Origin of the sequence: Paeniglutamicibacter antarcticus (assembly GCF_039544305.1) — a bacterium.
In the GTDB taxonomy this organism is placed as follows: domain Bacteria; phylum Actinomycetota; class Actinomycetes; order Actinomycetales; family Micrococcaceae; genus Paeniglutamicibacter; species Paeniglutamicibacter antarcticus_C.
The window spans coordinates 34,837-49,559 of the sequence record NZ_BAABLK010000093.1; the positions used below are offsets into that span (position 1 = coordinate 34,837).

Consider the following 14,723-nt stretch of genomic DNA (forward strand, 5'->3'; position numbering starts at 1 on the left):
GGGGTCCAAGGCCTGGGCCTAGTGTGCCTTGCCGGTGATCGCGGCGAGGATGCGGGCCTGGGAAAGCAGCCCGATGATCCGGTGGGATTCGTCGATGACCGCGTATTCGCTGCCCTGCAGCGTGGCAAGGTAGCCGATCAGCGCGCGGCCGTCCGCGTTGGCGTCCACGACAGCCCCCGGGCCCAGTGCACGGGCCGCCGAGAGCGCGGGGCTTTGGGCTAGCAGTGCGGGGTCGATGGCACCCAGGGTGACCTCGTCGATCACCGCAACGGGGTTCCCCGGTGCATCAATGAGGATGACCCGCCCGCCACGGCTTTGAAGACGGGCCGTGACCTCGGCCAGGCTCGAGTCCTGGCGGATGGCCGTTGCCGGTTCCATCAGGGCACGCACCGAAACCAGCGGCAGGCGCAGGCGCAGCTTGGCGTTGGTGATCCCCTGGCTGGCACCGACCCACATGAAACCGCCGATCAGCACGGCGACGATGATCACCTGCAGGTCAAGTGGTTGGTTGCGGGTCAGCGGAGTGATCACAAAGTAGCCCACGATCAGCACCACCAGCACCCGGCCGGACCAGCCGGCGGCAATGGTGCCGCGGTCCTGGGAGCCGGTGTATCGCCAGACGGCGGACTCGACCAGGCGCCCGCCATCCAGGGGCAACCCCGGAAGCACGTTGAAGATCGCCACCAGCAGGTTCGCCCAGACCAGGATGCCCCAGAGCAGGGCGAGCACCCCCACCGGTTCAAAGGCCTGCAGCAGCACGTAACCGACGCCGGCGATCACGAAGTTCGCGCCCGGGCCGGCCATGGCCACGGCCAACGAGCGGCCGGGGGTGGCATCGAAGGAGGAGAACTGGGTGTGCCCGCCCCAGAGGTTCAAGGTGATCTTCGCCCCGGGCCAGCCAAAGGCCTTGGCACTGAGGGCATGGGCGAGTTCGTGGATGAGCACCGAAATAGCCAACAGCACCGCGTAGGCGAATGCCACCAGGTAGGCCCCGGCGCCGAGCCCGGGCATGGCCCGGGCCACCGTGGGCCCGAAGACCAGGACGATGAAACCGGTGATGATGAACCAGGACCATGCCAAGGACACCGGTACCCCGAAGATCGATCCGAGCGGGATTCCTTCGCGCCTAACACCGATTTTGCTCATCCCTGGGCCCCGTTGGACACCAAGGCGCCCAGGGATTCGAGGTCCAGTTCCTCAAGCGAGGAGACCCGGTGCCAGGAATCGGAGTGCGGTACCGGGGCAATGTGCGGTATCAGCACGGCGTTGATGCCGCTGGCGGCGGCGGAGGCGATGCCGGGGGCCGAATCCTCCAGGCCGATGACACGGCGCGGGTCCAGGCCATGTACGCGTGATCCCAGTTTCGCCAGGCCCAGCAGGTAGGGGTCCGGGTGCGGCTTGCCGCGGGCGACCATCTCGCCGGTGACACGGAAGGCGAAGTACTCGTGGGGAAGCTGTTCGAGTACCAGGGCGGCCAGCGGCTCCTCGGACATGGTCACCAGCCCGCAGGGGATCTTCGCCTCGTGCAGTTCCTGAAGCAGCTCGAGGGCACCGGGGCGCCAGGCGACGTGCCTCCGGACCCCGATGAGCACCTCGGTGAGCAGCCTGTCGATGATCTGGCGCGCGTCCAGCCCGACTCCGGCGCGTTGCAGCACGGCCGCGGCGTCGGGCAGCGCATTGCCGACCAGCGCCATCGCCTCTTCCTCACTCCATTGCCCGCCGAACTCGGCTACCAGCGCCGCCTCGGCGGCCATCCAGTAGGGTTCGGTGTCAAGCAGGGTTCCGTCCATGTCCCACAGCACGCCCTGGATAGAGGTGTTCGGGCTGCGCACGGGCAGGGGCTCGTAATTCTGGGTTGGCATGAGCCAATTCTAGTGTGCGCGGCATTGACCCGGCGACCGATCCGCGCGCTAGGGTGAGGTTGTGAGCGAAGATATGAATGATCCAGTGACACTTTCATCCCTGGTGGCTGCATCCACGACGCCCGCCGCAGTGCGCCCGGCGATCATGGTCGTGGCTTTCGAGGGCTGGAACGATGCCGGGGATGCGGCGAGTTCGGCGCTGAAGACCATCAAGGCAGCCACCGGTGCGGTGAAGCTTGCCGGCATCGGCGACGAGGACTACTACGACTACCAGTTCTCCCGCCCGCTGATGCAGCGCAATGCCAAGGGCAAGCGGGTGATCAAGTGGCCAACAACGCGCATCTACCGTGCAGTGGTGCCCGATTCACCCGTTGACCTGCTGTTGGTTCGCGGCGTGGAGCCCAGCTTCAGGTGGAAGTCCTTCATTGCCGAGATCCTGACACGGGCCGAGGAGGAAAACGTCCAGGGCGTGATGGTCATGGGTGCGCTGCTGGCCGATGTTCCCCACACCCGGCCGATCCAGGCCTCGGTCTCCAGCGAGGACCCGGCGGTGCGCGAGGCGCTCGGCGCCCATGCCGCGGGCTACGAGGGCCCGACGGGGATCGTGGGGGTGCTGGCGCAGTTCGCCGAGGCCGCGGGACTGCCCACGCTCTCGATCTGGTCCGCGGTCCCGCACTACGTTGCCCAGCCGCCCTCGCCCAAGGCGCAGTTGGCGCTGCTGCACCGCGTGGAGGAACTGCTGCCGTTGGCACTTGACCTGCACGAGCTCACCGAGGACGCACTGGCCTGGGAACGCGGGGTCGACGCACTGGCCACCGGGGACGCCGATGTGGCGGCCTACGTCGAGCAGCTGGAACAGGCGCAGGACGAGACGGCCCTGCCCGAGGCCACCGGCGAGGCCATCGCCCGGGAGTTCGAGCGCTATCTCAAGCGTCGCCACGGGGCCGCCGGCACCCATGAGGGGCACCAGGATCCCGGATCCCGGCCAGGTGCTCCCCCGGCACCGCAATCCCCGGACACACCGGGGACCCCGTGGTCCTCGGACACTCCCGATTCTCCGGGGTCCCCCGAGTAGCAGCGAGCTATCGGAGCTTGAGTCCCAGCAGGGAATCCAGGGCGTCGGTCAGCAATTGCCCGCCGGTGCCGGCCGAATCCCCGTCCCGGGTCGGTTCCTGCGCGCTGAAGGCATCAAGCACGGCAAGGGCCGCCGGTGAGTTCAGGTCGTTTGCCAGCTTCGAGCGGATCCGGGTGATCACGGCGGTGGCCTCAGCCAGGCTGGTGGAATCGATGCGCGCGCGCCAGTGGGCCACCCGCGCCTGGGCCTCGGCCAAACGTTGGTCGGTCCAGGACCAGTCGCTGCGGTAGTGCTGGCCCAGCAGCACCGTGCGGATGGCCACGGGTTCGACCCCGGCGGCACGCAGCGTCGAAACCAGCACCAGATTGCCTAGGGACTTGCTCATCTTCTCGCCGTCCAGGCCCACCATGCCGGTGTGCACATAGGATTCGGCCAATGCCTTGTGGTCAAGCGCCGCGGCATGCGCGGCGGAGAACTCGTGGTGCGGAAAGATCAAATCCGATCCCCCGCCCTGGACGGTGAAGGGCGCCGGGAGCATACGTCGGGCGATCACCGAGCATTCGATGTGCCAGCCCGGACGACCCGAGCCCAGGGTTGCCCCGTCCCATTCCGGTTCGCCCTCGCGGGCCACGCGCCACAGCAACGGGTCCAGCGCGTCGCGCTTGCCCGGTCGCTGAGGATCCCCGCCGCGTTCGGCGAAGAACCCGAGCATGGTCTCGCGGTCGTAACCGCTGACGGTGCCCAGCTCCCAGGCCTCGTTGGCCGCTGCCACGGCGTCGAAGTAGATGTCCCCGTCGGGTTCGCCGTCCTGGCCGGGAACCGGGTAGGCGAGGTCCTTGGACACCAGTTCCTCGACCACCGGGACCAGCCAAGAGATCGTTTCCACGGCACCGAGGTAGTGCTCTGGAGGGATCACGTTCAACGCCTCCATGTCGGCGCGGAACAGGTCGGTCTGCTCGGTCGCCAGCGCTTGCCAGTCGATCCCGAGCGATGCGGCGCGCTCGAGCAGCGGATCGTCGATGTCGGTGACGTTTTGCACGTAGGTGACCTTGCGCCCGGCGTCGCGCCAGGTGCGCTGGAGCAGGTCGAAGGTGACGTAGGTTGCCGCATGGCCCATGTGCGTGGCGTCGTAGGGGGTGATCCCGCAGACGTACATGCTCGCCGGCGCGTTGGACTTGTCCGCCGGTGCGGTGTCCTTCAGCCGGTTCGTTGCGGTGTCAAACACCTCAAGGATCGGTGCGTTTCCGGCAACATGGGGGACGGTGGGCGCTGGCCATGCAAGCACGGGGGGCGTCCTTTCTCTTAGGTTTTACGCACCCGGGCGGGCCCGCGGCGCAAATGGAAGTTACTGGTGGCAAGTCCAAACGGTCCCGCGGTTATTCCGCATGGTCCGAGCAGCCGCCCTAGGCGTTGATCACACCGAAGCCCAGCAGCACATACAGGGCCAGGCCCAGTGCCAATCGGTACCAGACAAAAAGGCGGTAGCTGTGCGTGGAAACGTACTTCAGGAACCAGCCAACGATGAGGAAGCCGACGAAGAAGGCAATCACGGTCGCCAGCCCGGTTTGCGCCAACGTGTAGAAGCCTGGCTCGTCGAAGGACTTCACCAGCTTGTACAGCCCCGAGGCGAAGACCGCGGGGATGGCCAGCAGGAAGGAGTAGCGGGCCGCAGCCTCACGGGTGTAGCCCATGAACAGGCCGGCGGTGATGGTGCCCCCGGATCGCGACACACCGGGGATCAGTGCCAACGCCTGGGCGAAGCCGAAGAGGATGCCGTGCTTGGGGGTCAGGGTACTTAGCTCACGGGTCTGCTTGCCGTAGTAGTCCGCGACGGCCAGGATCAGGCCGAAGATGACCAAGGTGGTCGCCACGATCCACAGCGAACGGAACGAGGTGTCGATTTGCTTCTCGAAGAGCAGCCCCAGCACGGCGATCGGGATGGAGCCGAGGATGATCAGCCAGCCCATTTTCGCGTCGGGGTCGCTATGCGGGATCCGGCCCCTCAAGGCGTTGAACCACGCACCGATGATCCGCACGATGTCTTTCCAGAAGAAGACCAGCACCGCGGTTTCGGTACCCAGCTGCGTAATAGCCGTAAATGCGGCGCCGGGGTCGGAGGCGTTGGGCAGCAGCTCCCCGACGATGCGCAGGTGGGCGCTGGAGGAGATGGGGAGAAATTCCGTTATACCCTGGATTAGCCCCAGGAAAGCCGCTTCAAACCAATTCACGTACCGACACTACTTCACCAAGTCGCACCGACGCCTGTTGGCGCTCCACAACGAGTCGAAGATAATACCGCGGCACCGCCTCGGGGTGCCTCCCGGCGCTTCGGCGCTACCGGTCGCTTTGTTCCTGCTGCTGGTTGTCCTCATAGCCGTCGTCGTCTTCGTCGGCAACGGTCAGCGGCAGGAATTCCTCGTACGACTCATAGAGGGCATCCTCATACTCCTCGTAGGCATCGGCGACCGCCAGGAACGCGGAGCTGATCGATGCATCGGCGGTGCCACGCTTCGCGGCGACCGCGGAAAGGTGTTCTTCGAGGCAGCTGATCAATACACTGAGGGCAACACGTGGGTCTGTACTCATGTGTCCGACGTTACAGGCATAAGCCACACTATGGACAGGGTCATGATCGAAAAGAAAATCCCAGCGGCAAACCCCCTGGAGACGATGCCCGGGGACCCGGAACATCGCTTCGAATACCTGATCATCACCGCGCGCCCCGGCGAGCACCGGTCCGTTGCCCGGGCAGCTGTGCGCGAGCACTCAGAATACGGCAAATGGGAACTGGTCCGTACCTGCCTGTACGAGGGCGGCGGACAAAAGTACTGGATGCGTCGGCGCATCATGCGGGTCAAGCCAACACTGAACATCCGCGCTTGACCACCATCCGGGTGCGGGTCCAGGGAGAAGGACAGCTTATTTTTTGACCTGTCCCAGCAGCCACGAAGCGACCGTTGAGTGTGCTGATTCGGCATCCGAGGGGTGATACAGGCTGGCCAGCGCATCGCGGTAGAGCCGCTCAATCTCCGAGCCGCGGAAATACTGCCCGCCCCCGGAGACCTTCGCTGCTATGTCGATGCACGAACGGGCTGCGTCCCCGGCCTGCGTGCGCAGGGTGACCAAGCGCGGGAACCAGGAGCCGCCGTGGTCCACGAGGTCATCGAGGTCCCGGGTAGTCAGACGCAGCATCGCGTCGAGTTTCAAGATCTCCATCCCCGCGTCGGCGACCTGCCAGCGGATGTCAGGATCCTGGTCGTATGCGCGCCCGCCGTTTTTCAACGAGGTCCGCTTGGCCGGGATCGTTGCCGAGAGTTCCATGCCGCGTTCGGCCAGGCCCACGTAGACCGAGGCGGTCAGCGCCAGGAACGAGGCGAAGATGCCGAACACCAGCAAGTCCGGGACCGGGCCCACCGGCAGCTTGGTATGGATGTTTTCCGCCGGCACCGGTGCATCGGTAAGGATCGTCGTGTTCGACTGGGTGGCGCGCATCCCCAGGGTGTTCCAGTTCTGCGGGATCTCGATGCCGCCTGCGTCCCGGGCCAGGAAGCCATGGACAAGCTGGCCGGCGTCGGTGCTTTCGTCCTTCCCGAAGATCCCCAGACGGGTCCACACCGGGGCCAGCGAGGTGAACACCTTGATCCCGGTGAACGCGTAAGAGCCGTCGGCGGCAGGAACCGCGCGGGTCACCGAGTCAAAGAGGACCTCGTCGTTGCCGGCCTCCGAGACACCGAAGGCCATCACTTCACCTGCTTCGACCCAATCCAGCACCATCTCCAGGCGGTCATCGCCCCGGGCGGCAAGCAGCGAGGCGACCCCGCTCCAGACCAGGTGCATGTTCACCGCCAGCGCCGTGGCCGGCGCGTAGGCACCGAGGCGTCGCTGCGCCGCCGTCATCGTCTCCATCCCCCAGCCCAGGCCGCCGCGGGAGGCAGGGAGCATCGCCTTGAGGTAGCCGGCCTCGGTGAGCTCGGCAAAATCCTCGGTGCAGAACGTGTTCTGCACATCATATGTCCCGGCGCGGGAGCGGAATCGTTCCAGCATGTCGGTGCCGAGCACCTGGTCGATGTTTTTCACGTGGTTCTGGCTTCGCTTCCTGTTGCTGGATCTTTTACCGGGTCCGATGGCGGTCAGGGCTCCAATGGCGTGTTGCGCGGTCAGTAGTTGGTGAGCAGGTCATGCAGCACCCGGGTGCCGAACTTCAGCGAATCCACCGGCACCCGCTCGTCAACGCCGTGGAACATGCCGGTGAAATCGAGTTCCGCCGGAAGTCGCAGCGGGGCAAAGCCGTAGCCGGTGATGCCCAAGCGGGCCAGCGACTTGTTGTCCGTCCCTCCGGAGAGCATGTAGGGAAGCACCACGGCTTCGGGATCCTCGCGGCCCAGCGAGGCGACCATCGAATCGACGAGGTTTCCTGAGAAGGGCACCTCGAGCGCGCGGTCAAGGTGCACCGAGCTGAGCGAGACGTGGGGACCGGCAAGCATGCGCAGGGTTTCCATGACAGCATCGTGCTGGCCCGGCAACGTGCGTACATCCAGCAACGCCTCGGCGGAGCCGGGAATCACATTGTGTTTGTAGCCGGCGTCCAGCGCCGTGGGGTTGGCGGTGTTCTGCAGGGTCGCCCCGACGAAGCGGGCGACGTTGCCCAGTTCGGCCAGCAGCACCTGCGGGTTGTCCTCGGTGAATTCGATCCCGGTCATCTCCGAGACTCCGGCCATGAAGGCCCGGGTGGTGTCGGTGTAGGAGATCGGCCAGTCGTGCTCGCCGATGCGGGTGATCGCGGCGGCAAGACGGGTGACGGCGTTCTCGTCATTGGTTTGCGACCCGTGGCCGGCCCGTCCTGCGGCGGTGAGCTTGAGCCAAGCGATTCCCTTTTCCGCGGTCTGGAGCAGGTAGGCACGCTTGCCGTCGATGGTGGCGGAGAAGCCTCCGACCTCGCTGATGGCCTCGGTCGCGCCTTCGAAGAGCCCGGGGTGTTTCTCGACGATCCAGGTTGCCCCGTAGTCTCCCCCGGCTTCCTCGTCGGCGAAGAAGGCAAAGACCAGATCGCGGCGCGGACGGGTTCCGGTGCGCTGCATCTGCCGCAGCACGGCAAGGATCATGGCGTCCATGTCCTTCATGTCCACTGCCCCGCGGCCCCAGATCATCCCATCCGCCAGCTCGGCGCCGAAGGGGTCAACCGACCATTCGTCCTTGAACGCGGGGACCACGTCGAGGTGGCCGTGCACGATCAATGCCGGAAGCGTCCTGTCGGTGCCTTCGATGCGCGTGAGGACATTGGCACGCCCCGGGGCGGATTCCAGGAGCGTGGCTTCGAGCCCGACCTCGTGGATCAACTCGGCGACGTACTCGGCGGCCTTGCGCTCGCCTGCGCCCTCGTTATTGCCGTAGTTGGTGGTGTCGATGCGGATCAATGCCTGGCAGATCCCTGCGACCTCGTCCTCGGCATTGATCTTCTGCGCAGACTGCTGGGCGGCTGACATGGAAGGACCTTTTTCTCTTCGGGTGGCGGGGCCTGGTACACCTAACCCTATCGAGCATGCGCCCCCGTGCGCGAGTGCCCCCCGGGGGTGCGCAGGATGCAGATCCTGGGCCGCAACCCGGGTACGAGAAAACCCCCGACCTGACTTACGTCTGGTCGGGGGTTGATCTGTGCGAAGGAGGGGACTTGAACCCCCACCCACTTGCGTGGACTAGCACCTCAAGCTAGCGCGTCTACCATTCCGCCACCCTCGCTGGTGTCCTGGACAACATCAAAGTTCGTGAAGAACTTTGTTTCCGTTGTCCGCGGCGAGATAAGACTCTAGCACGGGTTCGGTGCGCACATCAATTCGACTCCTCCTGGCACCGAAAACCCCGTGTTCATCAGTGATTTTGCCTCGTCAACGGGCGGTAACGCCCCCAGGGCGGCACTATTGTGAGCAGGGTCATACCCGTCGGTGTCATCTTAGGGGTCCCAGAGTGCTTCGCACGCTGGGAACAGGGGCGTTGGTACGCGTTGTTGCATAGGATGAAGATGTTCGCCGCCGTCTGGTTGGAATAACCCGCGGCCGCAGCGAGCATGAATCCATTTTTCGCGTGTGTAGGTGGCTGAGCAACGATGACTGAACCAACGATCCTTCCCAAGCGCATCGCGATGATTTCGCTGCACACCTCACCGCTGGAGCAGCCGGGCTCGGGAGACGCAGGGGGAATGAACGTCTATGTCCGGCATCTGGCTCTCGCCCTGGGCGAACTCGGGATCGAGGTCGATGTCTTCGTCCGCGGCGAAACGCAGTCCTCGGCCACTGCAATGGCCCCCGGGGTAGTCTGCCACGAGGTGCCCGCCGGACCGGCAGGCAAGCTCAGCAAGGAAGACCTTGCCGAACACCTCGAGGATGCGGCGCGGGCAATCAGGGACTACGCCACCGGGTTCGCCCCATACGAGGTGATCCACTCGCACTACTGGCTCTCCGGGGTGGTCGGCCTGCGCCTGGCCAAGGTATGGGATGTGCCGCTGGTGCATACCATGCACACCATGGGCAAGGTGAAGAAGCTTTCGGCGCAGACCGAGGAATCTGCCGCGCGCATCCGCGCGGAGATGCTCTTGTGCCGTGAGGCGGACCGGCTTATGGCCAACACCCCTGCGGAGGTCCAGGAGCTCGTGGATCTCTATGGGGCCCAACCTCAAATCGTGGATGTCGTGGAACCGGGCGTTGACCTGTCCTGCTTCCACCCCGGGGTGTGCGTGCAACGCGAGAGTCCGGATGGTTCATTGCGTGTTGTCTTTGCCGGCCGCCTCCAAAAGCTCAAGGGCCCGCAGATCCTGGTGCGCGCCCTGGGCATCCTGGCACGCGAACGACCGGACCTGGATGTGAAGCTGTCGGTCATCGGCGCCCGTTCCGGGGCCAAGGAACTGAACCTGCAAAAGCTCGTCGAGGCAGAAGGCGTTGAGCACCTGGTGCGTTTTTCCCTGCCGATGCCCGCCGAGCACCTGGCGAAGGCCTTCCGCTGCGCCGATGTGGTTGCCGTCCCCTCCTACAGCGAATCATTCGGCCTGGTTGCCTTGGAGGCACAGGCCTGCGGAACACCGGTGCTGGCCCACCGCGTCGGCGGGCTGCCGCACGCGGTCCAGGACGGACGAACGGGGATCCTGGTTGACGGAGCCGAACCGGCTTCGTGGGCGGCGGCGCTGGCCACCTTGGCAACTAACCCGGCGTTGCGCCTGTCCCTGGGCACCCAGGCCGCCGTCTTTGCGGCAGGGCACGGTTGGGAGCAAACAGCCGATGCGGCGATCATGTCCTACCAACGGGCGTTGGATTGCTGCGCGGTGCTGGCCTCCGGGAGCACCCCTGCACACTGAGGCCCGGGCCGCAGGCTCCTGCACCGCCCAGGCCGCTGGGCCCCAAACACGTGTTGCCGCACGGGCCGGTGGCTCATGCGGCAACATCGGTCCCGGTCCTTGAGGCGAAGCGCTCCGGGTTTACCTTTGGGTACCGGTGTCGCTGTTCGCCGTGACCTGGCCGCTGAAGTGGGGCTTGTTGCTGCGTGAGCCCCACCCGGTGAACCTCGTGCTATTGCCGTGCTCCTTGAAGGACACGTCAACGGTTGATGGCAACAGGACCGGGGTGGCGAACTCGATTTCCCAGTCGTAGCCTTCCCCGTGCGGCACGGCACCTGCCAGCGCACGCCCGGCCAGGTACATTCCGTGGGCGATGGCGCGTTTCATGCCCAACGCCTTGGCGCTGGCCGCCCAGAGGTGGATGGGGTTGTAGTCCCCCATCACCGCAGCGTAGGCGCGACCGGTGTCGGAAGCGAGCTTCCACGACGCAGTGCGCATCGGGGCCTCAAAGGGCACCCGTGGCTCGGCCGGAGCATCGGGCTTGCCCGCCAGCCACACTCCGCGGGCCAGGTAGGTCGAGACCCCCCGCCACACCGGTTCCGCACCCTCGCGGACCTCGGCAACGATATCGAGCTGCGTACCTGCCCGGTGTTGGCGCATCTCGGTGGCGTAGGCGGTCACCGAAAGCACTGCCCGCGGTGAAATGGGCCGGTGGTGGTTGACCTTGTTGGCCAGGTGGACCATGCCCAGCAACGGCAGCGGGAAGTCCTCGTGCACCATCACCGACATCGCCACCGGGAACGCCAGTCCATGCACGAACACGCTGGGCAGCTCATCGCGCACCGTGTCGCCCATCAACCGCTGGTAGGCCACCAGGCGTGCCGCATCCACCTCAAGCACTTCCAGGTGGTGCTCAACGGCAGGAAGCGCTCCGGCTGAGGGATTGGCCCCGGGGAGCATGGCACGAACCCGCGCACCGGCCGCCCTGGCGTAGAGCGATCCCAGTGACGGTGCGACGTCCAGGACCTCGGTGCGCCGCGGGCTCATGCTCCCACCATCGACTGTCCGCACACCCGCAAGGTGGACCCGTTGATCCCCGCCGCCGCGTCGGAGGCCAGGAACCCGATCGCCTCGGCGACGTCGCCGGGCAATCCGCCCTGCATCAGCGAGGGCATCAACATCCGTGCCACGGCGCGCGTGGGAACCGGGATCCTTGCCGTCATCTCGGTCTCGATGAATCCCGGTGCGACGGCGTTGATCCCGCCGCCGTTGGCCGCGAAGTCGGAGGCCGAGGCGCGCACCATGCCGATGACCCCGCCCTTGGAGGCGGCGTAGTTGGTTTGTCCGCGGTTCCCCGCGATCCCGGAGGTCGAGGCCAGCGACACGATCCGCAGGCCTGGCAGCTCCGCGGCAAGGAAGGCCTCGTTCATGGCCAGCTGCGAGGCGAGGTTTACGGCGATGACCGAGTCCCAACGTGCCGCGTCCATGTTGGCCAGCAGCTTGTCGCGGGTGATCCCGGCGTTGTGGATCACGATGTCCAGCTTGCCGTGGCGTGAAACGGCGTGCTCGATGATCTTCGCCCCGGCATCGGCGCGGGTGACATCGAGCTGCAGGGCGGTTCCGGCGACCTGGTTGGCCACCTTGGCCAAAGCGTCCCCGGCGGCCGGGACATCGACAACCACGACGGTTGCGCCGTCGCGGTGCAACGTGTGGGCGATGGCGGCGCCGATGCCGCGTGCCGCCCCGGTGACCACGGCGACCTTGCCGGCCAGCGGCTTCTCGAAGTTTGCCGGCAGCGTGCCCTTTCTGGTCTCGATGGAGAGGAACTGGCCGTCCACGTATGCACTTCGTCCCGAGAGCAGGAAGTGCAGGGCGGCCACGGCGGAGGGTGCGGTTGCGGTGACCTCTTGGTTGAGCACTATCCCGTTGGCCGTTGCCCCGCCGCGCAATTCGCGTGCCAGGGAACGGATGGCACCGTCGATGCCCTGGCGCACCGCGGCCGTTGCCGGTGCGTCGGTTCCCAGAGCCGGCCTACTGAAGCTGACAATCCGTGCCCCGGGCGCCAGGTGGCGCAGCGCATCTCCGGCGGCGAGCATCGGTGCGGAAAGTTCCCCCGGGGCGCCGAGCTCGTCAAGGAGCAGGATGATCCCGCCCAGCTTGGTGTCCCCGGTTACGTGCCGGCGCACATCAAGCCCCCAGCCCAGCAGGGTGTCGGCGATCCCTTGGGCCTCGGCGGACTCGCCGAGCAGCAGCACGGGACCCGGCAGCAATGGGGCCCCCGGTGCATAGCGGCGCAAGATTGCCGGCCTGGGCAGTCCCAGGGTCTTGGCGAGCTTCTTGGTGACGCCGAAGTTCACGAGTTCCAGGTACTTGTCGGCCATGCCTAGCGTGCCTCCACGATCGCCACGACGCCTTGTCCGCCGGCGGCGCACACCGAGACCAGGCCTCGGCCCGAGCCCTTTTCATGGAGCATCTTCGCCAGCGTGGCAACGATGCGTCCGCCGGTGGCGGCGAACGGGTGCCCGGCGGCCAACGAGGAGCCGTTCACGTTGAGCTTGGAGCGGTCGATGGATCCCAGTGCGGTATCCAGGCCCAGCTTGTTCTTGCAGAAGTCCATATCCTCCCAAGCGGCGAGGGTGGAGAGCACGGTGCCGGCGAAGGCCTCGTGGATCTCGTAGAAGTCGAAGTCCTGAAGGGTGAGGTTGTTGCGCTCAAGGATCCGTGCCACGGCGTAGGTGGGGGCCATCAGCAGGCCCTCTGCCCCGTGCACGAAGTCCACGGCCGCCGCTTCGAAGTCCACGAAGTTCGCCAGCATCGGCAAGTCGTTGGCCCGGGCGTACTCCTCGGAGCCAAGCAGCACCGCCGAGGCGCCGTCGGTCAGTGGGGTGGAGTTTCCCGCGGTCATGGTCGCCTCGGCGCCAAGGTTCTTCCCGAAGGCAGGCTTAAGCGAAGCGAGCTTCTCCAAGGTGGAGTCCGCACGCATGTTGGTGTCCTTGGAGACCCCGGCAAACGGGGTGATCAGGTCATCGAAGAAGTTACGGTCGTAGGCGGCCGCCAGGTTCTTGTGGCTGGCCAGGGCTAGCTCGTCCTGGGCCTCACGGGTGATGTTCCAGGCCTTGGTGGTGATTGCCTGGTGGTCCCCCATCGACAACCCGGTGCGTGGCTCCCCGGTGCCCGGTGCGTTCGGTGCCAAGTCCCGCGGGCGGAACTTGCTCAGCGCCTTGAGCCTTGCACTGGTGGAGCGGGCGCGGTTGAGCTCCATGAGCATCTCGCGCAGCCCTTCGGAGACGGCGATGGGGGCATCGGAGGTGGTATCTACGCCACCTCCGATGCCGGAGTCGATCTGTCCCAGCTTGATTTTGTTGGCCAGTGAGCCGATGGCTTCCATGCCGGTGGCGCAGGCCATCTGCACGTCGTAGGCAGGGGTCTGTGCCGAAAGCGAGGTGCCCAGGACGCATTCGCGCACCAGGTTGAAGTCCTTGGAGTGCTTGAGTACCGCACCTGCTGCCACGGCCCCGATGCGCTGGCCCTGCAGGCCGAAGCGAGCGATCAGACCGTCCAGTGCTGCGGTGAGCATATCCTGGTTGCTAGCCGTGGAATATGCGCCGTTGGAACGTGCGAAGGGGATGCGGTTGCCGCCGATGATGACGGCCGGGCGGATGGCTGGGGTCTTTTCCGACATGCTGTGCTGCTCCTGGGGTCAGACGTGAGGTGGGTTACTGATACCCAGCGTACCTGATACGCTGGGTATCGTGAAGAACCCGCAAGCCCCCGACACCCCGGGCACCGAAGCAGAGAACACCGGCGACGGCCGTTCGGCCCGCTGGGATTCCCACCGCGCCGCACGCCGGCTGGAACTGATCAAGCTCGCCCGGCACACCATCCACCGTTTGGGCCCAGGAGCCTCCATGGAGGAAATCGCCGTGCAGGCCAACACCTCCAAGTCCGTGTTCTACCGGTATTTCGGGGACAAGGAAGGCCTGCGCCAGGCGTTGGGCCAGTACATCATCACCAACTTCCGCACCCAGGTGATCGGCGCGGCCCGCAAGACCGACGGGGAGGTCGACGCCTTGCACTCAATGGTCCTTGCCTACCTGCAAATGGCCGCCACCTCACCGAACATCTACTTCTTCGTCACCGCCAACCCACACACCGACGTGCTCACCGACCCCGCGGCCAAGCTGAACCCCGAGTCCGGCAGCGGCGTGCTCCACGACTTCTTCGACGAGCTCACCTCCATGATGCGTACGCGGATGCACTCCTACATGGGCATCGAGCCCGGCGAAAGCGCCTCGGCTGCCCTTGAGCTGTGGCCGCGCGCCTCCATCGGGATGGTGCGTGCCGCCGGGGAGCTCTGGCTGCGCGCCCCGGAAACCGCCGAACGTCCAGGCATCGAGGAGCTCGCCACGTCCATCACCTCTTGGCTCACCCACGGAGTGGCCCAGCAGGCCGCCTCCTAGCTTCT

At 66.0% G+C, this 14,723-nt stretch carries 14 protein-coding genes and 1 tRNA gene; 4 read left to right on the forward strand and 11 right to left on the reverse strand.

All coding sequences use genetic code 11. The annotated features are described in order from the left end of the window. Nucleotides 1-18 precede the first annotated feature (18 nt). Nucleotides 19-1,146 (reverse strand): site-2 protease family protein, encoded by a 1,128-nt coding sequence (locus tag ABEA12_RS17815; RefSeq protein WP_210100764.1) that lies wholly within the window; start codon nt 1,144-1,146, stop codon nt 19-21. Continuing rightward, nucleotides 1,143-1,862, reverse strand: a complete 720-nt coding sequence (locus tag ABEA12_RS17820; RefSeq protein ID WP_210100763.1) for an HAD family hydrolase — start codon at nt 1,860-1,862, stop codon at nt 1,143-1,145. Before ABEA12_RS17820 ends, ABEA12_RS17815 begins: the two co-directional genes overlap by 4 nt. A gap of 73 nt (nt 1,863-1,935) precedes the next feature. Between ABEA12_RS17820 and ABEA12_RS17825 the strand changes: the two genes are divergently transcribed. Beyond that, on the forward strand, nt 1,936-2,937 hold the full coding sequence (locus ABEA12_RS17825; RefSeq protein WP_210102549.1) for a PAC2 family protein: 1,002 nt from the start codon (nt 1,936-1,938) through the stop codon (nt 2,935-2,937). Nucleotides 2,938-2,944: 7 nt separating this feature from the next. Here the strand turns inward: ABEA12_RS17825 and mshC are convergent, their stop codons facing one another. The 3 genes from mshC to ABEA12_RS17840 all read right to left on the reverse strand — a co-directional run bounded on the left by mshC (nt 2,945) and on the right by ABEA12_RS17840 (nt 5,523). Then, the gene (mshC, locus tag ABEA12_RS17830; RefSeq protein WP_210100762.1) at nt 2,945-4,222 is read right to left on the reverse strand and encodes a cysteine--1-D-myo-inosityl 2-amino-2-deoxy-alpha-D-glucopyranoside ligase; all 1,278 of its coding nucleotides are present in this window, start codon (nt 4,220-4,222) and stop codon (nt 2,945-2,947) included. Nucleotides 4,223-4,340: 118 nt separating this feature from the next. Beyond that, nucleotides 4,341-5,165 (reverse strand): undecaprenyl-diphosphate phosphatase, encoded by an 825-nt coding sequence (locus ABEA12_RS17835; RefSeq protein ID WP_210100761.1) that lies wholly within the window; start codon nt 5,163-5,165, stop codon nt 4,341-4,343. Between the two features lie 106 nt (nt 5,166-5,271). After that, nucleotides 5,272-5,523, reverse strand: coding sequence for a hypothetical protein (locus tag ABEA12_RS17840; protein WP_210100760.1), 252 nt, complete (start codon nt 5,521-5,523; stop codon nt 5,272-5,274). Between the two features lie 42 nt (nt 5,524-5,565). Between ABEA12_RS17840 and ABEA12_RS17845 the strand changes: the two genes are divergently transcribed. After that, complete coding sequence (locus ABEA12_RS17845) at nt 5,566-5,820, forward strand: DUF5703 family protein (RefSeq protein WP_345469141.1); 255 nt, start codon at nt 5,566-5,568, stop codon at nt 5,818-5,820. 36 nt (nt 5,821-5,856) lie between these two features. Here the strand turns inward: ABEA12_RS17845 and ABEA12_RS17850 are convergent, their stop codons facing one another. The 3 genes from ABEA12_RS17850 to ABEA12_RS17860 form a co-directional block, all read right to left on the reverse strand. Beyond that, complete coding sequence (locus ABEA12_RS17850; RefSeq protein WP_210102547.1) at nt 5,857-6,981, reverse strand: acyl-CoA dehydrogenase family protein; 1,125 nt, start codon at nt 6,979-6,981, stop codon at nt 5,857-5,859. A gap of 113 nt (nt 6,982-7,094) precedes the next feature. Then, nucleotides 7,095-8,420, reverse strand: a complete 1,326-nt coding sequence (locus ABEA12_RS17855; RefSeq protein WP_210100759.1) for a M20/M25/M40 family metallo-hydrolase — start codon at nt 8,418-8,420, stop codon at nt 7,095-7,097. A 170-nt stretch (nt 8,421-8,590) separates the two neighbouring features. After that, nucleotides 8,591-8,673: transfer RNA gene (locus ABEA12_RS17860), tRNA-Leu, on the reverse strand. Nucleotides 8,674-9,037: 364 nt separating this feature from the next. On the opposite strand from ABEA12_RS17860, the gene ABEA12_RS17865 reads away from it, so the two are divergent. Continuing rightward, nucleotides 9,038-10,279 (forward strand): glycosyltransferase, encoded by a 1,242-nt coding sequence (locus ABEA12_RS17865; protein ID WP_210100758.1) that lies wholly within the window; start codon nt 9,038-9,040, stop codon nt 10,277-10,279. 120 nt (nt 10,280-10,399) lie between these two features. Here the strand turns inward: ABEA12_RS17865 and ABEA12_RS17870 are convergent, their stop codons facing one another. From ABEA12_RS17870 to ABEA12_RS17880, 3 genes are read right to left on the reverse strand one after another with little or no spacing between them, the layout of a single operon-like run. Then, nucleotides 10,400-11,305, reverse strand: coding sequence for a MaoC family dehydratase (locus ABEA12_RS17870; RefSeq protein WP_210100757.1), 906 nt, complete (start codon nt 11,303-11,305; stop codon nt 10,400-10,402). Next, the gene (locus tag ABEA12_RS17875) at nt 11,302-12,639 is read right to left on the reverse strand and encodes a 3-oxoacyl-ACP reductase (protein ID WP_210100756.1); all 1,338 of its coding nucleotides are present in this window, start codon (nt 12,637-12,639) and stop codon (nt 11,302-11,304) included. The genes ABEA12_RS17870 and ABEA12_RS17875 overlap by 4 nt, the downstream gene beginning before the upstream one ends. Nucleotides 12,640-12,641: 2 nt before the next feature. After that, nucleotides 12,642-13,940, reverse strand: a complete 1,299-nt coding sequence (locus tag ABEA12_RS17880) for an acetyl-CoA C-acetyltransferase (RefSeq protein ID WP_210100755.1) — start codon at nt 13,938-13,940, stop codon at nt 12,642-12,644. A gap of 70 nt (nt 13,941-14,010) precedes the next feature. Here ABEA12_RS17880 and ABEA12_RS17885 point away from each other — a divergent pair, with 70 nt between their 5' ends. Next, a complete protein-coding gene (locus ABEA12_RS17885) occupies nt 14,011-14,718 on the forward strand; it encodes a TetR/AcrR family transcriptional regulator (protein WP_210100754.1) in 708 nt (235 codons plus the stop codon). Nucleotides 14,719-14,723 lie beyond the last annotated feature (5 nt).